The sequence below is a fragment of the Blautia sp. OF09-25XD genome, assembly GCF_003482095.1.
Classification (GTDB): Bacteria; Bacillota; Clostridia; order Lachnospirales; family Lachnospiraceae; genus Fusicatenibacter; species Fusicatenibacter saccharivorans.
This window is the reverse complement of sequence record NZ_QUMG01000003.1, coordinates 211,302-228,077: the sequence shown is the minus strand read 5'-3', so window position 1 is coordinate 228,077 and position 16,776 is coordinate 211,302. Positions and strand designations below refer to the sequence as shown.

Here is a 16,776-nt window from a genome sequence, read left to right as displayed (position 1 = left end):
CTTGTTTTTTTGGTTTTCAACATCTGAAATCTTCCAGACGCGAGAACATTCCAGCCTGTCCGATTTTAAGCTTTTAGTCAACATTTTACGCATCTAACTCATCACTGAAGTAACGAGTTAGATGCTTCGTTTTCAAACAGAAAAAAGCCCTAAACCGCAAGCTGCAGTTTAGGGCGAATTTTTTATCCGCGGTACCACCTAAATTCAGGAAAACTCCTGCACTCTGACACAAAGCATTTGTACCCCACGATTTTTGTATTTTGTAATACGCGTGATCTCTGCTCTCTGTACCTTCTCTGTAACGGGAGATCCCGGTGCAGCCTACGAAATAAATTTTCCCTGATGGATTTTCTTCTCTTCGGTGCACAGCTCCAAGACCGGTTCACGATAGATTCTGCAAAAAGCTTTCACCTGCCGCTTTCTCTCTGAATGCGCTCTGTCGCTACTGTTTCTTTTCGTCGCTTTTTCACTGCACTGATTGTAGCAGAAACCGGAAAAGAATGCAAGCCCGTTCCTTCTGCTTTTTCTGCATAAACGCCCGCCCAGGTTACAGGCCTTCCCGATACATTCTGCTGATTGCCGCCTGGGCTTCCTCAGACTGTTTTTTCTCAATCCATGCTTTGCGGTCACTCAGGATAGCCAGCATCTCATCGACAACGTCCTCGGCGCGCGGGCTTGTGACGCGGTAGAGATAGCCGAGCATCCGCGTGGCGGTAAAATCGGTGTTCATCTGGCGGTATGCAATTTCCCGGCAGAAGTCGTCCGGGTAACCGTTGTGTTTTAACGCACGGTACAATTCGTCATTTCTCGTTTCTGGCATTGCCTGTCTCCCTTTTTCCTTTAAACATTTACGTTTCCGCTGTTCAGACCTTCCGTCTTTTCCTCAAGTGGCAGCCAGTCCAGTGCCTTTTTGATCCACTCATCCCAGAAATCCCATTCATGGCCACCCTTGCTCTCATAGTAGACAATGTCCATGCCGCTCTCTTCCATCCGTTTATGGTAGAGACGGTTTACTTCCAGAAGTCCGTCCTCTGTTCCGCACGCCTGGAATACGGTCGGCACATTGACAGACGGATCTTTTTTCCGTGCTTCCTTTAACTGCTCGATAAGAACAGCCGGGTTTTTGTCACTCTTTGCTGCTTCGACCAGATTTCCGAAATAACCTTCTTCATGTGCAAAGCTGTCCGCTCTGCTCTCTTCCGGATTTTCCAGCACATGAAGTGCACCGGACAGGCAGATCACAGCCCCGAAGGTATCGTGATATTTCAGGCCATTTCTGAGTGCGCCAAAACCACCCATGGAAAGGCCTCCGATAAAGGTGTCTTCTCTTTTTCTGGACAGCGGAAACATTTTTCTTGTAATCTCAACCAGTTCTTCTCCGATAAACTGTCCGTGCATGGCACCGATGGACGGCTGATCCACATAAAACGCATTCTCGCCGGCCGGCATGACAACGGCAAGGTTTTTCTCCTCTGCCCATCTTTGGATTCTGGTTCCATGAACCCAGTCTGTCTCATTCCCAAAAATGCCATGCAGCAAATACAGCGTTTTAAACGGTTTTTCCTCGCGCTCCGGCTGCCCAAAGGTAAATTTGTCGACCGGCAGAATAACCTGCAGCGGTACGGTGCGCATTAAAGTTTTTGACATGAAGCTTACCTGAATAAATGCCATAATAAAAATCCCCCTGTGGATATATATTTTTCTTTATTTTACGCCTTATTTCTGCGTTTCGTCAACGTGGAGTTTTGCGTTCCTCCGGTTCCGGCTTGCACCCCGAAGCAATTCACGATATAATCATGTTTATAGCAATCCCAGAAAATAATGCAAAAAATTCAGCACTGCAGAACGTGAATTACTGCGTCACGGATTTTCGTCGTACCCCGGTACGCCTTCAAATCCGTTCCTTGTAATTCGCGCCCTGCAGCACTGCCTTTTTTGCGTTATTTTCTGGTCTTGCTATAGTTTGAATTTTTTCTGTGACAAGATAAGGAGATTTTCTATTATGATAAAGTTGATTGCAACCGATGTCGATGGAACGCTCGTCAAAGACGGCACACTTCTGATCGACCCGGAATATATGACTGTTGTTTCCAGGCTTGTCGACCAGGGCATCCATTTTGTTGTCTGTTCCGGCCGCCAGTTTTCCAGTGAACAGAAGCTTTTCGCTCCGATCAAGGACCGCCTGCTCTACATCTCCGATGGCGGAACTGTCGTGCGCACACCGGAAAAGATTCTGAAAACATATCCGATGGAAACGGCACTCTGGAAATCCATGTGCCGCATGGTACACGACGAACTTCCGTCCTGCGACTGCTTTGCCGCCACCCCGGACTACTGCCTCGCCGAAGATGCCGGAAGCCGCATGTTTCACTGGCTCCGCGACTCCTACGGCTTCGATGTCCGCGAAGTACCGGATCTATCGAAGGTAGAAAACGAGGACATTATCAAATTCACAATTTACCATCCAACCTCCTGTGAAGAGCTTTGCTCCCCAAATTTCATCCCGGCGTGGAATCATCAGGCAAAACTCGCTGTCGCCGGTAAGGAATGGTTGGACTGCAACGCCCGCGGCGTCAGCAAATGGACCGGTCTCTCATTTCTGATGAACTACTTTGGCCTTACCCCAGACGAAGTCTGCTGCTTCGGCGACAACCTGAACGACATCGAGATGCTTCAGAACGCTGGCGAAAGCTACGCCGTCTCCAACGCCCGAGCGGAAGTCATCGCCTCAGCAAAACACACCTGCCCGCCGTACTGGGAGAACGGGGTGCTGCAGGTTTTGAAAACGTTTTTGAAGGAAACGACAAACCCGTTTTGAATCAAAAAATCCAGGCATCCTATACGGATGCCTGGATTTTTAATTCTCTGTTTCTTTACAGTACCCCATGCGGCGCAATGCCGATCGCAAATTCGACTGCAATCGCTACCAGGACTACCAGCAGCGAAATGATGAATCCGTGCAGCATCGGCTTTGCGCCGGAGCGGCAGAGGGATTTGAAATCGGTGTTCAGGCCGATGGCCGCAAGGGCGGCCACCATCAGAAATTTGCTGATGGTTTTTAATGCGGCTGCTGTGCCTGCCGGGATAAGACCTAAGGAGGTCAGTGCTGACATGGCGAGAAAACCTAAGATAAACCATGGAAAAATGGATTTGATGCTTACCTTTACGGCGGTTCCTTCTGCTGCCTGCGCCTTCCGTTTCAGATGTACGTTGATGGCGGCGAATGCCAGAACAGCCGGAATGATGGCGAGGGTCCGTGTCAGTTTTACCATGGTTGCGAAATCACCGGCAGCCTCGCTGAATGCGTAACCGGTGGCAACGACGCTTGAGGTATCGTTGACCGCAGTTCCGGCCCAGAGGCCAAACGCGGCATCTGAAAGGCCCATCCAGTGACCGAGGATCGGGAATACGACAATCATGACCGTATCAAATAAAAACGTTGCGGAGAGGCCATAGGCAATGTCCATATCGGTTGCCTCGATGACCGGCGCGATTGCCGCGATCGCGGAACCGCCGCAGATACCCGTGCCGGCGTTGATGAGGCTGCTCGTCTTCCAGTTCAGTCCAAGTGCTTTTCCGATCAGTGCGCCGAGGCCAAAGCACGTTGCCAGGGTAAATACCATAACCGTCAGGGAAAATCTTCCGACCGTCAGCACCGTGCGGATATTCAGGCTCGCACCGAGCAGAATAATCGCAAATTTCAGGATCTTCTTCGATGTAAATTTAATTCCCGGCGCTGTCACGCTGTTCGGCTTGTAAAAGGCATTCACAATCATACCGATAAACATGGCGATGACCGATGCCCCGATAAAGTGCAGTCCGGCGCTCTCCTCCAGGCTTTCCAGGAATTTCGCCGCAGCGGCAATCACCAGCGCAATCGCCGCTCCGGGAATCAGTTTCTTTGCGTTTTTCATAATAATAACTTCCTCCAGATGTATCGTTTTTTCTTTCTCTCTCCCCAAAACATTCCGTATTTTTCATCACGTCTGATGCTGCCACTTCCCGCTTCGATAGCGAAGGACAAAGAAAATGGCACGAACAACCCAGTCCATCGTCATGGCGACCCAGACACCGAAGACGCCGAATCCCATACGCACACCGAGCACATAGCTCATGCCGATTCTGCAGATCCACATGGAAAGAATCGAGAGAATCATGCAAAATGCCACATCATTGGACGCGCGGAGTACATTCGGCAGATTGAAGGCAATTGGCCAGATTATCATACAGCAGATGCCGTGGTAAACGATGATATCTTCCGTCATGGCTGTTGCCTCCGCAGACAGACTGTAAACGTGAAGCACCGCCGGAAGTGCCGCGATGACACCGAGACAGCAGACGATCATCAGGCCATAAATGATGATGTGCAGCTTTTTCGCATAGTATTTTACCTGCTCATAGTCTCCCGCTCCCGCGCACTGTGCGCTTACGGTCAGCACTGCATTTCCGATCGCCATACCGGGCAGTGTCTGGAAGACAGCAATCGTGTTGGACACCGCATTTGCCGCGATCGACGCTGTTCCGAACTGTGTGATCATACTTAAGACCATAATTTTGCCGAGCTGGAACATACTGTTCTCGAGGCCGTTCGGAATGCCGATGCCAAGGATTTTTTTCAGCATATGGAAATCCGGTTTTACTTTCACCGGATAAGAGCACCGCACCAGATACCGCTTATTATGTACGAGAACAAATGCTGCCACAGCTGCATACATACGTGAAAGCAGCGTTGGAATCGCAACGCCGTCCACGCCGAATTTCAGCGCATAGACCAGAAGCGCATTTCCCGAAATATTGATCAGGTTCATGACGATGGATATTTTCATCGGCGTTTTCGAATCACCCTGCGCGCGGAAAATGGCCGCACAACCGTTGTAAACCGCCAGAAACGGAATGGAAGCCGCTACGATCATCAGATAAATATTGCAGTTTCTTTCTACCTCTGCCGTAATGTTTCCAAACACAACATGTAGAATAAACGGCTTTAAAAGATAGACCGCCGCCATGATCACAACTGACAGCGCCGTTGTCACCAGCAGAAGCTGGTCAGCTGCCTCACATGCTTTATGCGGCCGCTTCTTTCCGATATACTGGCCGCACACGACGGCTCCGCCGGTTGCAATCGCGGTGAACATGTTGATCAGCAGAATAAAGATCGTATCAATCAGCGACACACTCGACACCGCCGCCTCGCCGACACTGGATACCATAATTGAATCCGCCATGCCGACTGCGATGGCAAGAAGCTGTTCAATCAGAAGCGGCACAATCAGCTGTTTCAGATCCGCATTGGAGAACAGGTCACCATCCCGTTCCTTCAGATAATTCATCTTTTGTTTCCTCCATTTTCATACCTTCTCCGTTGATGAGTTTTTACGCATGTGTATTACACTTATGCTGTTTTTATCTTACCTGCATTTTTACGTAAAAGCAAGAAGAACCGGCATTATCTCTTTACCGGTTCTCCATTGATTGTCTGTACCAGACTTTGTCAAATCTTGCGTATTTTTTTACTTCTTTCATCAGCGTATCGAGGTCTTTCACAATCTGCTCGCGCTTTCCTGTCGGTCCTATGAAATATTCTCTGCCGCCCATTTCCAGCGGATTTCCTGTCGTTCTTGTGCGCACACCGAAAGTAAGTCTTCTGCTTCCTCTCCGGTAATAAATTGTATAGGTACGCGGCACATAGTTGAACAGGGAACTTTCTATTTCAGAAACCGTATAAAATTCACCACTCTCTTTCGCCGCCGCATACCGCCTGTCCTTCAGGCAGTCCATTTCGGCTACAGAAATAAAGCAGATCAGATAGTCCAGAAACGAAAACACAACCAGAATCAGCGCTTCCACGATTCGCCCCGTCTTTGTTTTATCCAAAATGTGAACATAGATATCTCCGTAAAATACCGCAAAGAAAAGAATAATACTCAAAATAATCTTAATCCACGGCCAGAGACGGGATTTAATTTTCCGGTTTACTTTAAAAACATTGATCCAGTCAAGCAACTGTTTTTCCTCCAAAGCTGTAATTATACATGTATTATACTACTCTCTTTCCCCCGTAAAAACAACAGAAATCCGATCACTTCCACTCTTCTCATGCTTTATTTTCCTTATACTTGACACCGTATGAAGTGAGGAGATCACAAAATTCGTCGGCACTGATTGGCATAGTACGGACACAACTAAATTGTGACTTATCAAATATCACAAAGCTAGTAAATGGATGATATGTTGAAAAAAACAGACCACTATCTTTTTGTTTTGATACGTTAAAGAAAAAATGATTTTTATATCTTTGTATAACGGAAAAATCCTCCCATACAATTTTTTTCTTATATCCCAAAAAGGCAAGTTCCATTCCCCACTTATGGATGTAAATACGTGTTAAAGCATCTACACTTCCCCATGACACTATCCCACAAATAAACGTTATTCCAAATATTACCCAAAGCTTTTGAGGCAAATTATATAATTCACATTGTTTTTTTGCATCTTCCCAAAATCTTGTCATAAGATACCCGATGCCTATTAATGTAGCAACTTGTGCAAACATAAAAAACTTACGATATCCTGCTCTCATATTTTCTCTTTAATTCCTTCGATCTTTATTTTCTTTCCGTGTACTGAACACCATATGAAGTGAGCAGTTCACAAAATTCGTCGGCGTTAAGCGGCATGGTATGAACAGAACGATTTCGCGAATTATCGAATATTACAAAACTGGTAAAGGGATGAAACATTGCCCAATACGGACCTGCATCTTTTTGTTTTGACATATTGAAGAAAAAATGATTATGATATCTTCGTATAACAGAAAATTCTTCCCATTCGATTTTTTTCTTATATTTCAAAAATGAGATCTGCATTCCCCATTCATAAATGTAAATACTGGTTAAAGTATTTATAATTCCAGCAGCCGTACCAAAAGTATAAATCATAAACCACAATATCATAAGTGCTTTATCTTGCATGTTATAAGAACTAATTTGACCTTTTCCCTCTTCCCAAAAATTCAGCATAAGGTATCCGCAGCCCATAAATACCAATATACTAAAATATTTATAAAATTTACGATATCCTGCCTTCATATTTGCCACCTACTAATTTAACTTTTTGAACATTTCCGCTTTTACAACATCAAAGTTGTCTGCGCAAAGGAATCTGCACAATTCCAGATCGTAATAGCGGCTGGCGGTGACATAGAGCTTGGTGTCGTCATCGTAGCAGTAAGCACGATAGCGGAATGGATTGAGCTTTCCGATATTTTCTCCGCTGGTATCGGTCAGACCGGTCTGTTTTCCCCATATTTAAAACGAGCATTACCTCTATTAGAAATATAATACTTGTTTTTAATGAATATGCATGGAACTCATCTTTTCCATTTACCCATATACTCACCACATAGTAATTAATAATAACACACAGAATCAAATCTACACCTGTACCAAATTTTCCCCATATTACTTTCATACAATTTTCTCCTCGTTATTTCTTTCGACTGTGCAATATTCGCACCACTTGTATCCATGGTATTTACCAGTTCTCCCCCTGCATCGTAAGAATAGTTTACTCCCTGCTTTCCATCGCTGTCAATCCGTCCGATGACATCGTTTTGCAAAGATGGGATTTTATACTCTTCCCCCGTAAAAACAATATGCTTTATGGCAGTTGATCCATCCCGCTCCCGACAGCAGTCTGCCCCAGCTTTTGTTTCTGATTTCTGTGATCGTATAGCTTCCCTGGTCTTTGATGACTCCCACCACCGGGTATTCTACTCCGGGACCTGTGCGGATGTTGAACGCCGGGTCTGTTACACGGTAGATGCCGGGATTGTATTCACTTTTCTCACTGCCGTCTTCTGTTTCCCGAATCAGACGCTGGAACCGCTCCCAGTCTCCCCGCTTCTGAATCTGGGACGGGCAGTTTTTGCTGCAGATGTCGTAATGCCGGTAAACTGCATCTGATGGAATCCCCGTCTCGTTCATCAGGTTTTTCACCAGCTCCACCGTATGTAAAAATGCGGTTTCGTAATCATATCCTTTCTGCACGCACATCTCAACCGCGATGCTGTTCCGGTTTCCATATCTGCCGAATAGATTTTTACTTCCATAATTTCTCCCGACATGCCAGCATCCTCTGCTGTGCGGCGCAGCCTGATAAGCGATCTCCCCGTCATCTACGTAATAATGCGCCGACATAATCTGAAAATTTCCCTGGTACTGCGCTCTTGCATGCGCGCGGGCATCGGCTCCGGCGGCAAAATTGTCTGTATTGTGTACCACAATACACTGCGGATGATTTTCCGACCATGTATTCTGGTTGCTACAATAGCTTCTGTCAACCCTCATTTACTCTGCTCCTCCTTTCTCAGCACATCAATCCTTGACCGCAGAACCTCAGGGATTTTCACACCCATCAGCCCTGCATTTTCCAAGATCGAAACCGCTTCATTTAAAATAAATCCAATGCAGACGGCATCCCGCAGGTAATTCGTCTGTGTGAGCTGATCCAGTTTTTCCGCGACCAGCACAAAGAACAGCATCATCCCTTTTCTGCAAAGCCCTTTCCATCCCGCACGGCTCTCCAACGTTCCGTTTTCAGATTTCGGACTCTTTTTAAAAACAACAGGAAGCAGAACACCTCCTGTGATCCAGTCAATTGCCATGAAGCAGACCAGCGTTTCCAGCGCAGCATCCCAGCCTCCAAACTGTGCCGCAAGGAAGCTGCCTGCTACGGCAAGGATCGTGCGATAAATTGATTTCATTGGCATTTCCTTCTTTCTTTTTCTAAATTTGCATATAAAAAGGGAAGTGGCTGGTAATTCGTGGATCTTACGGCCACTTCCACTCTTTTTGTATGTTATTTACTTTCCGTATACTTGACACCGTATGAAGTGAGGAGTTCACAAAATTCGTCGGCGCTGAGCGGTATGATTCCCCAGCCCGGTCCGCGGAACTTGTCGAATATCATGATACTGGTAAATGGGTGATAGGTACACCAGAACAAACTGTCATCTTTCTGTTTCGATATGTTGAAGAAAAAATGATCATTGTATCTTTGTATCACAGTAAAATCTTCCCATTCTATCTTTTTTTCATAGCCCCAAAAAGATAACATTATTCCCCATTCATAAATATAAATTCGTTTTAGTAGAAATGTCACAGTTCCATAAGCTGCTATGCTTAAAAAGAACATTATTCCTAGAAACACTATGATACTTGTTTTTAATGAATAGGCGTGGAACGCATCTTTTTCATTTACCCACAGGCTCACCCACCAATAACTACTAATAGCACACACAATCAGGTCTACGCCGGTACCAAATTTTCCCCATACTACTTTCATACAATCTTCTCCTCGTTATTTCTTACGCTTTGCCTTTGTACAAAACTATTTTTCTTCGCGCAAAGGCATCTTAAAACTTTTCTATCTAAGCGCTGGAAGTCCTATATTTTGCATTTTTCTGGAAATTGCAGGCTTATTACTCTGCCAGTTCTTCTTTTTCCCCCCAACTTTTTTTTGTACTAAAGTTGATGTTGCTGTTTTTCTTAAGTGTTGATCCATTTTTATTTGCCTGTTTCTTGGGTTTTCCAAACACTCCATCCAAAACACCGCTTTTGGGATAGCTCAGTAATGGAGACTGAAAAAAGTCTGTAAAAGCACCCAATGCATTCTCAATAGTTTCATTTTTTACATATGCGTTATACGTTTTAGGTTCTAACAAGGTCATTATAGCATCGTAAAATCCTGCCCCCATTGCTCTTGCCATATCTCCTGATTCCTGATACTCTAAATATCCTCCTTTCAAACCACTTACTACTACTGAAAAGATAATTCCTTGGCTATCTCCCAAAACACTACTGATTGCACTTTCTATGGCCACCTCTGCAATTCCTTCTAAGGTTACTTTCTCATTCGCCATTCCGCACTGTACCGCATATACAAATACATCTTTTAAGATATTCCATGCTACTTTTCTGGGATCGATTCCTGGGAATGCCAGCATTAAAATTCCAAAATCACCATCATCATCTACCGCATTCACCGGATTGTTGCAACAGTACACATAAAGGTTCTTTCCATTCATGCTAAACATTTTCGCTTTTACAGCATCAAAGTTGTCCGCACAAAGGAATCTGCACAATTCCGGATCATAATAACGGCTGGCGGTGACATAGAGTTTGGTATCGTCATCGTAGCAGTAAGCACGATAACGGAATGGGTTTAGTTTTCCGATATTTTCTCCGCTGATATCGGTCAGACCAGTCTGTTTTCCCCATGCATCGTAAGAATAGTTTACTACCTGTTTTCCATCGCTGTCAATCAGTCCTATGACATCATTCTGGCTGTTGTACAAGTAATAATACTCTTTTTCTCCCTTTTTCAGCATCAGCGGGGATTTATCCGCACCGTAAACAAACTGAACCAGTACATCTCCATATTTCGTTCCCATCAGTTTATTTCCGCACCAGTAGTTCTTATGGCTGACTCCGTTCAGGTCTTTCCACTGGACTCTGTGTCCTTCGCTGTCGTAATGGTAAACTGCTTTCTTTCCGTTTAAGGTCAGACTCTGCAGCAGGCTTCCTCTGTACCAGGTCAGTGTTCTTCCCTGATAAGCTGTAATGTTGCCGACCGCATCATAGGAAATGCTGCTGCCATTATAGGAAATAAGCTGATCTTTCCATCCTGAAGCACGGTAGGTAAACAGATCTGTCTTTACCGCATTGCCCAGTGTTCCCGTTGTATAGGAATACTCTTTTCTGGACGTCATATTCATTCCGGCATCGTAGGTATACGTAATACTCTTATTTTCCCATGCAGAATCCACACGGGTCAGTTCACTCAAAGCATTATACGTATATTTTACTTTCTGAACACCATTCTCGGAAATCGTAACAATATTTCCCACAGCATCATAAACAAAGGACAGTTTCTTTCCGTTATTGTTGATTTCTTTGAGAAGCAAGGTTGTAATTCCCGCTTTTCTTCCCGGCACAAAAGTGTACCTGTTCTTTCTGCAATGCAGATCGGCATGGAACTCGCAAAAAGACAGCCTGCTGCCTGATGGATTAACTCCATTCTTAAGGCAGTAGGCTGTCTTTTCCGCTATACCCGCTCCACTAATAACTGCTGCATCGGTGTGAGTGTTTCGGTTTTCAGTTCATTTAATTCCCTGATCTTATCCGTTGTCGTATAAAATTTCTTTGCGATATCCCACAGGGTATCCCCCGGCTTGACGAAGTAGCAGGTGATGCCCGGGAGGCTCTGCAGTTCTTCCGGATCTCGGTCTTTTTCTTCGACGTACTGCATTACCATCTCTTTTCTGCGGCGGAAGACGAGGGCGTTCAGGTTCAGTACGACTTTGGCTTCGATGTCGCTGCTGTCCGGCATGGTTGTGGAGAGCTGGTCAATGGAGGACTGGAGTTCGTAGCGGCAGTCCGGTCCGATTCCCGGGACTTCGATGGTGTGGCGGAAGGGTATGGCGGTTTCGGCGGCGTAGAACGGCATTTCATCGTCGCTCACGACATAGAGCGCCCTGAGTTCCACCACGCCGGTTACTTCGATGCCGTTTTCTACGATTCTTTCCTCGTCGATCTTGATTTTGCCGTCGCTGTGGCAGATCTGCAGAATTTTATTTTTCGGCACGCGCATCTGCAGTTTGTCGGTCAGGCGGCATTTGGAGGAATTGCGGATCAGAAGGCTCTCCAAAGTCTCCTCCTGCACTTTTGGAATGCATTCTCGGTGCGGATGGTAAACGTCCTGCAGAAGTGATACGGTTTCTTCCTGATACAGACAGATGTCAAGTTCGAGTACGGTCTCCGCCTGCAGGACCCGCTCCTCGCCGTCGGAATCGGGCTGGATTTCGAGTGTGGTCTGGCCGAGTGTGCTTTCGATCCGCGGGATCATCTCGGAGATGCAGCCCTGGCATTCCACTTCTGCCTGGAACGGGAGCGCCTGCTCCACCCACTGCAGCGGGTGATCCTCCTCGCCGTCGCTGTACAGACAGAAGACAAAGAGTTCTCCCTGCGCACTGACCCGCCCCTCCTCAGAGCGGAGATCGAGACCGCGCACTTCCAGATCCTGCCAGAGAATCTCGTGCAATTCCGGCTTGCCGGACGGAATCGTAAGCTCCTTTTTGACACGCAGCACATCTTTTTTCTGCACTGCAAGCTCAACCACGCGGTATTCCTGCCTTTTTACCGCGACGTCGCTCTCCCCGCGGATTTCCATCGGCACGGCAAGGTCGCACAGTTCCTCGATCCACGCGTGCAGCGTGACGATCGCGCGCACGCCCAGCTTCCGCGAGTTGATGAGATGCAGGTTCAGATCTTCCACTTCCCAGGTGATGCAGACCTTGTCGCCCCCTGTCAGACCATCGAGATGGATCGTCTCGTCGATCGGAAGCTCGCCGGAGAGCTGGCAGATCCGGCGCCGTTCGCCGTCGGAGACGTACAGCAGATGAAAGGTGAGGCCGCCGAATACACGCGCTTTTCCTTCCGAAATCTGCACATCCCCGATCGTCACCTCGCCTTTTTTCTGAATCATCCGCCCCACATCGGGCCGTGCGTCCGGCACATTGTAGTCCTCATCAAACGTAATCTGTGACACCGCTTCGCTTTTTCTGCTGATCTGATGCAGAATCTTTTTTACAAAATCCATAAGGCTCCTCCCACTCTAATCCTCAAATACGACTGAGATTCCCGCCGCCGCTTTCGTTTTCAGCACGACGTAAGGGCAGGAGGCGGCGCCTTTCTGCTCCTCCTTTGCGGCAGGTCCGACGAGTTTTGTCCGCACGAAAACGGCGTTTTCCGATTTCGATACTTCTTCGATCTGTATGGAAAAGCCTCCGCTTTTCTGCTTTCCGTAGCCGCGCAGTATGTAGAGATCGTCCCCGCTCTCGTACGCCATCTGGAACGCGGATTCTTTTTTCCTGCGCAAAATCTGATCGATTTCCGGCGGAAAATCGCCCGGCTTTACAATCGCATACGACAGTTCCTTCCGCTCGCCCTCGCTCACATCTGTGATCCGGCACGATGCCAGGAGCATCAGAATCACCGCCGCCAGAAGAACTCTTCCCCGTCTCTTTTTCTTCATCATTCCAAACGCCGCTTCCTGCTCTTTCTATCCATTGTATGACGGGCCACAGTCTTCTATGACGCAAAATCTTTTTCCGAAAAAGACGAAAGTTATTGCAACCCGCCCCATATATGACGTATACTGAAAAGTACGCAATAACTGAATATCACTATTTTTACCAAGAGGAGAAAAAGATTCATGATTCGTTTTATTCTGGTCATTCTGACCGCTTTTCTGTATCTGATTCTGTCGATCCCGGTGCTTCTTGTTCTGCTTCTGATCCGGAAGAAAAAGCCGGAGGTCTGTGACAAGGTAAGCCGTGCGCTGATCCGCTGGATTTTCCGCGTGATTCTGTTTTTCGCCGGCACGAAGATCACGGTGGAAGGACAGGAAAATATTCCGAAAGATCGTGCCGTTCTCTACATCGGCAATCACCGCAGCTATTTTGATATTCTCGTAACCTACACAACGGTTCCGGGTTCCTGCGGATTCGTAGCGAAAAAGGAGCTGGCGCGCATTCCGCTCTTAAAAAACTGGATGGATCTCATCCACTGCCTCTTCCTCGACCGCTCCGACATCAAACAGGGTCTGCAGATGATCCTTGCCGGATGTGAGGAGATCAAGAGCGGCACTTCCATCTGTATCTTCCCGGAGGGCACCCGCGGCAAAACACCAAGCGAGCTGGAGCTCGGCGAGTTCCACAACGGTTCATTCAAGATGGCAACGAAAACCGGCTGCCCGATCATTCCGCTTTCCATCTCCGGTTCCAGCGAGATTCTGGAAGCACACTTTCCGAAGATCCGCGGTACCCACGTTACCGTAACGTACGGCAAGCCGATCATTCCGGGCGAGCTTACGAAGGAAGAGAAAAAAGAGATTGGAAATTATACGAAAAACATTCTATTAGAACAATTGAAAGAAAATGCTTGAAAATGCCAGACCCCTGCGATATAATAAATATATAAAAAGAAAGCACCCACTCCAAAGTGGATGCTCTCGAGAAAAGGGTTAAATGTTCTTACGAACACCGCCTATCCCGTTTGCCGACGGGGTAGGCATTTTTATTTTCGCTTATTTCTCTTATCGAGAAAGGTAAGCAACGCAATGATGAAGCCTCCGAAGGAAATCAGTAAAGCTAAGATTCCCAGAAAAACCATAATAATTTCGTATGCTGTCATTTACGCCACCTCCCTTCCTATGTATTCATTAGCTCGGGAGGCTACCACCCTGTCATGGGTACTTTCCAGTTTAAAATTTTATCATAATTTCTGTGCTGTTTCAAGCATCTCCACAATCTTTCCATACTCCATAAAGTGCGATGCCTTTACCAGAATCTGATCCCCGTCCTGTAAGAGTTTCGGCAGTTCTGCCATCAGGCTCTCGCGGTCTGCGAAATGGCGGATTTCCAGTTTCGGGTCTGCCTCTTTTGCCGCTTTTGCAAGATGCTCGCAGAGCGGTCCCGCACAGTAGAGGGCGTCAATGCCGCAGGTTCCGGCGTGTGTGCCGACTTCGGCGTGGAGTGCTGCCTCATCGGTTCCAAGCTCGCCCATATCGCCGAGTACAGCCACTTTTCTTCCCTTCGCCTCTTTCAGAACATCGAGAGATGCCTTCATCGAAACCGGGTTTGCGTTGTAGCAGTCATCGACAACGGTGTATTTTCCTGTCTCGATGATGTGGAATCTTCCGCTCACCGACTGCAGTGTCTCGATTCCCTGTTTGATCTGCTCCAGCGTCAGCCCGTACGTGCATCCGACTGCAGTTCCGGCCAGCGCATTGTAAACCATATGGCGTCCCGGAATCGGAATCAGTGCAGAAAAGCTCCCCTGCGGGGTATGAATCCGGCAGGAAATGCCGCGGAAGCCTGGCTCTCGATCTCATCGGCATAATATTCGTTCTTTTCATCCAATCCGAAATGAACCGGCTTGATGCCGTGAACCGTTCCAACAGTAGACAGCTTATCATCGTCCCCATTGATGATAATGTGCCCGTTCTCACGCAGATGATCAAAGATCTCGGTTTTTGCCTGTAAAATACCATCTCGCGTCTTCAGATTTTCCAGATGGCACCAGCCGATATTCGTGATGACTGCAGTCTCCGGGCGCGCGATCTTCGCCAGACGGTGCATCTGGCCGAAATCGTCGATTCCCATCTCGAGAACCGCCATCTCATCCTCCTCGCGCAGGCGGAAAACAGTAAGTGACAGTCCCAGTTCATTGTTAAAGTTCGCATCCGTTTTCAGCACACGGTATTTCTGCGCCAGCACCGACGCGATCGTCTCCTTTGTACTGGTCTTTCCAACACTTCCCGTAATGCCGACAACCGGAATATTGAGCTGCTGCATATAGTATTCTGCCATTGCTTTAATGGCCTCCATGGAATCCTTCACGAGGATATACGGGCATGGCGGTGTTTCAAGTTTCTGCTCGGAAATGACAGCAAGTGCGCCCTGGGAAGCCACGTTCGGGATAAATTTATGGCCGTCCACACGCTCACCCGGAATTGCAACGAAGAGGCTTCCCTCTCCCGCTTTCCGGCTGTCCGTCACGATATCCGTGACTTCCGCTGTTTTCTTTTCTTCCGGTCCGAAGTAGATTCCGCCGCACACCTCTGTGATGTGCGCAAGTGTCATATTTTTCATGCGTTGTTACCTCTTTTTCTGAGAGAAAGCTGGATCAGCAGCTCGCAGAGTTCCGGATAGGAAATGCCGAGTACCTGTGCCTCCTGCGGCAGAAGGCTGGTCGGGGTCATGCCCGGAAGGGTGTTTGCCTCGAGGCAGTACATTCTTCCGTCCTTGCGCATCATAAAGTCGAGACGGCAGTAGTTTTCGATACCGAGAGCGGCAGCGCCGTCCTCTGCGTGCTTCTGCATTTCTTTCGTCTGCTCCTCCGTCAGTACGGCCGGGCAGGTATCAACAGTAGCTCCGGCTTTGTATTTGTTCGTGTAATCATAAAAGCCTTCGATCGGCGCGATCTCGATGATCGGATATGCTTTTCCGTCTACAACACCGACAGAGAACTCCCTTCCCTCAATATATTCCTCAACAACAACTTCCGGCTCATAGGAGAAAGCATCCTTCATGGCCTGCCAGTATTCCTCGTTCGTATGCGCGATATAAACACCGACGCTGGATCCGCCGCAGCACGGTTTTACAACAACCGGAAGCTCCAGTCCGAAGCTGGAAAGCGGCTCGCTCTCCTGGCCTTTTTTCAGGGTAACGCCGTTCGGGGTCGGCACGTTGTGTGCGCGGAAAAACTGTTTGGTGATGGATTTATCCATCGCAAGGGCACTGCTTAAATAGCCGGTTCCGGTGTACGGAATACCGAGCAGATCAAACGTTGCCTGTACCTTTCCGTCCTCTCCGTTTGCGCCGTGCAGGGCAAGGAAAACAACGTCTGCTGCCTCGCAGAGCTCCAGCACGTTTCTTCCAAAGAATCTGCGGCGGGATGCGATCATCTCATCTAATTTTTCATCAAAGCTGTGCATGTACTCTGCTGCTTTGTCTACATCATAGTTCTCTTCTGCAAATGCATCTTCCAGATTTCCGTTCACTTCGATCCCGCAGAAAATATCAACAAGAACTGCCTGATGATTTTTCTCGCGGAGTGCCTTACATACCATAGTTCCGGAAGTGATGGATACCGAACGTTCTGTGCTGGTTCCTCCAGCTAATACTACTATCTTCATCTATTTTAATCTCCT

The 16,776-nt window shown here is 47.5% G+C and carries 17 protein-coding genes, 1 pseudogene and 1 other annotated feature; of the genes and pseudogenes, 2 read left to right on the top strand and 16 right to left on the bottom strand.

The window, feature by feature from the left end:
* Positions 1-166 precede the first annotated feature (166 nt).
* Positions 167-468: a binding site (T-box leader), on the bottom strand.
* 79 nt (positions 469-547) lie between these two features.
* Positions 548-820, bottom strand: a complete 273-nt coding sequence (locus tag DXA93_RS04290; RefSeq protein ID WP_022461797.1) for a hypothetical protein — start codon at positions 818-820, stop codon at positions 548-550.
* 20 nt (positions 821-840) lie between these two features.
* The gene (locus DXA93_RS04285; protein ID WP_055219937.1) at positions 841-1,671 is read right to left on the bottom strand and encodes an alpha/beta hydrolase; all 831 of its coding nucleotides are present in this window, start codon (positions 1,669-1,671) and stop codon (positions 841-843) included.
* A gap of 331 nt (positions 1,672-2,002) precedes the next feature.
* Here DXA93_RS04285 and DXA93_RS04280 point away from each other — a divergent pair, with 331 nt between their 5' ends.
* Positions 2,003-2,818 carry a Cof-type HAD-IIB family hydrolase gene (locus DXA93_RS04280; RefSeq protein WP_117509860.1) on the top strand — a complete coding sequence of 272 codons (816 nt, stop codon included), beginning with the start codon at positions 2,003-2,005 and terminating at the stop codon, positions 2,816-2,818.
* Positions 2,819-2,873: 55 nt separating this feature from the next.
* Here DXA93_RS04280 and DXA93_RS04275 read toward each other — a convergent pair whose 3' ends face one another.
* The 11 genes from DXA93_RS04275 to DXA93_RS04220 all read right to left on the bottom strand — a co-directional run bounded on the left by DXA93_RS04275 (position 2,874) and on the right by DXA93_RS04220 (position 13,098).
* On the bottom strand, positions 2,874-3,914 hold the full coding sequence (locus tag DXA93_RS04275; protein ID WP_117802372.1) for a YeiH family protein: 1,041 nt from the start codon (positions 3,912-3,914) through the stop codon (positions 2,874-2,876).
* Positions 3,915-3,980: 66 nt separating this feature from the next.
* Positions 3,981-5,330, bottom strand: coding sequence for an MATE family efflux transporter (locus DXA93_RS04270; RefSeq protein WP_118719752.1), 1,350 nt, complete (start codon positions 5,328-5,330; stop codon positions 3,981-3,983).
* 124 nt (positions 5,331-5,454) lie between these two features.
* Positions 5,455-6,003, bottom strand: coding sequence for a hypothetical protein (locus DXA93_RS04265; protein ID WP_119188601.1), 549 nt, complete (start codon positions 6,001-6,003; stop codon positions 5,455-5,457).
* Positions 6,004-6,094: 91 nt separating this feature from the next.
* The gene (locus tag DXA93_RS04260) at positions 6,095-6,580 is read right to left on the bottom strand and encodes a hypothetical protein (protein WP_119207772.1); all 486 of its coding nucleotides are present in this window, start codon (positions 6,578-6,580) and stop codon (positions 6,095-6,097) included.
* A gap of 25 nt (positions 6,581-6,605) precedes the next feature.
* The gene (locus DXA93_RS04255) at positions 6,606-7,088 is read right to left on the bottom strand and encodes a hypothetical protein (RefSeq protein ID WP_117761627.1); all 483 of its coding nucleotides are present in this window, start codon (positions 7,086-7,088) and stop codon (positions 6,606-6,608) included.
* A gap of 540 nt (positions 7,089-7,628) precedes the next feature.
* A complete protein-coding gene (locus DXA93_RS04245) occupies positions 7,629-8,348 on the bottom strand; it encodes an N-acetylmuramoyl-L-alanine amidase (protein ID WP_119207771.1) in 720 nt (239 codons plus the stop codon).
* The gene (locus DXA93_RS04240) at positions 8,345-8,764 is read right to left on the bottom strand and encodes a phage holin family protein (RefSeq protein WP_118640481.1); all 420 of its coding nucleotides are present in this window, start codon (positions 8,762-8,764) and stop codon (positions 8,345-8,347) included. The genes DXA93_RS04245 and DXA93_RS04240 overlap by 4 nt, the downstream gene beginning before the upstream one ends.
* Positions 8,765-8,859: 95 nt before the next feature.
* Positions 8,860-9,345: a hypothetical protein gene (locus DXA93_RS04235; RefSeq protein ID WP_055219954.1), complete on the bottom strand. Its 486-nt coding sequence runs from the start codon at positions 9,343-9,345 to the stop codon at positions 8,860-8,862.
* Between the two features lie 136 nt (positions 9,346-9,481).
* Positions 9,482-10,996: an RHS repeat domain-containing protein gene (locus DXA93_RS04230; protein WP_119207770.1), complete on the bottom strand. Its 1,515-nt coding sequence runs from the start codon at positions 10,994-10,996 to the stop codon at positions 9,482-9,484.
* 110 nt (positions 10,997-11,106) lie between these two features.
* Positions 11,107-12,660 carry a DUF3794 and LysM peptidoglycan-binding domain-containing protein gene (locus tag DXA93_RS04225; protein WP_119207769.1) on the bottom strand — a complete coding sequence of 518 codons (1,554 nt, stop codon included), beginning with the start codon at positions 12,658-12,660 and terminating at the stop codon, positions 11,107-11,109.
* A gap of 15 nt (positions 12,661-12,675) precedes the next feature.
* Positions 12,676-13,098 (bottom strand): protease complex subunit PrcB family protein, encoded by a 423-nt coding sequence (locus DXA93_RS04220; RefSeq protein ID WP_022461788.1) that lies wholly within the window; start codon positions 13,096-13,098, stop codon positions 12,676-12,678.
* 177 nt (positions 13,099-13,275) lie between these two features.
* On the opposite strand from DXA93_RS04220, the gene DXA93_RS04215 reads away from it, so the two are divergent.
* On the top strand, positions 13,276-14,007 hold the full coding sequence (locus DXA93_RS04215; RefSeq protein ID WP_055219964.1) for a lysophospholipid acyltransferase family protein: 732 nt from the start codon (positions 13,276-13,278) through the stop codon (positions 14,005-14,007).
* Positions 14,008-14,138: 131 nt separating this feature from the next.
* On the opposite strand, the gene DXA93_RS18295 is transcribed toward DXA93_RS04215, so the two are convergent.
* From DXA93_RS18295 to DXA93_RS04205, 3 genes and pseudogenes are all read right to left on the bottom strand, one after another.
* Positions 14,139-14,255 carry a putative holin-like toxin gene (locus DXA93_RS18295; protein ID WP_226906323.1) on the bottom strand — a complete coding sequence of 39 codons (117 nt, stop codon included), beginning with the start codon at positions 14,253-14,255 and terminating at the stop codon, positions 14,139-14,141.
* Between the two features lie 81 nt (positions 14,256-14,336).
* Positions 14,337-15,715, bottom strand: a pseudogene (locus DXA93_RS20480) (UDP-N-acetylmuramoyl-tripeptide--D-alanyl-D-alanine ligase).
* Positions 15,712-16,761: a D-alanine--D-alanine ligase family protein gene (locus DXA93_RS04205; RefSeq protein ID WP_119207768.1), complete on the bottom strand. Its 1,050-nt coding sequence runs from the start codon at positions 16,759-16,761 to the stop codon at positions 15,712-15,714. Before DXA93_RS04205 ends, DXA93_RS20480 begins: the two are co-directional and overlap by 4 nt.
* Positions 16,762-16,776: the final 15 nt, after the last annotated feature.

Bases quoted from the DNA above. Each gene is read 5' to 3' on its own strand.
- DXA93_RS18295 (WP_226906323.1), bottom strand. From the start codon at position 14,255: ATGACAGCATACGAAATTATTATGGTTTTTCTGGGAATCTTAGCTTTA.
- DXA93_RS04215 (WP_055219964.1), top strand. From the start codon at position 13,276: ATGATTCGTTTTATTCTGGTCATTCTGACCGCTTTTCTGTATCTGATT.
- DXA93_RS04205 (WP_119207768.1), bottom strand. From the start codon at position 16,761: ATGAAGATAGTAGTATTAGCTGGAGGAACCAGCACAGAACGTTCGGTA.
- DXA93_RS04270 (WP_118719752.1), bottom strand. From the start codon at position 5,330: ATGAATTATCTGAAGGAACGGGATGGTGACCTGTTCTCCAATGCGGAT.
- DXA93_RS04255 (WP_117761627.1), bottom strand. From the start codon at position 7,088: ATGAAGGCAGGATATCGTAAATTTTATAAATATTTTAGTATATTGGTA.
- DXA93_RS04290 (WP_022461797.1), bottom strand. From the start codon at position 820: ATGCCAGAAACGAGAAATGACGAATTGTACCGTGCGTTAAAACACAAC.
- DXA93_RS04260 (WP_119207772.1), bottom strand. From the start codon at position 6,580: ATGAGAGCAGGATATCGTAAGTTTTTTATGTTTGCACAAGTTGCTACA.
- DXA93_RS04245 (WP_119207771.1), bottom strand. From the start codon at position 8,348: ATGAGGGTTGACAGAAGCTATTGTAGCAACCAGAATACATGGTCGGAA.
- DXA93_RS04275 (WP_117802372.1), bottom strand. From the start codon at position 3,914: ATGAAAAACGCAAAGAAACTGATTCCCGGAGCGGCGATTGCGCTGGTG.
- DXA93_RS04280 (WP_117509860.1), top strand. From the start codon at position 2,003: ATGATAAAGTTGATTGCAACCGATGTCGATGGAACGCTCGTCAAAGAC.
- DXA93_RS04225 (WP_119207769.1), bottom strand. From the start codon at position 12,660: ATGGATTTTGTAAAAAAGATTCTGCATCAGATCAGCAGAAAAAGCGAA.
- DXA93_RS04240 (WP_118640481.1), bottom strand. From the start codon at position 8,764: ATGAAATCAATTTATCGCACGATCCTTGCCGTAGCAGGCAGCTTCCTT.
- DXA93_RS04285 (WP_055219937.1), bottom strand. From the start codon at position 1,671: ATGGCATTTATTCAGGTAAGCTTCATGTCAAAAACTTTAATGCGCACC.
- DXA93_RS04220 (WP_022461788.1), bottom strand. From the start codon at position 13,098: ATGATGAAGAAAAAGAGACGGGGAAGAGTTCTTCTGGCGGCGGTGATT.
- DXA93_RS04235 (WP_055219954.1), bottom strand. From the start codon at position 9,345: ATGAAAGTAGTATGGGGAAAATTTGGTACCGGCGTAGACCTGATTGTG.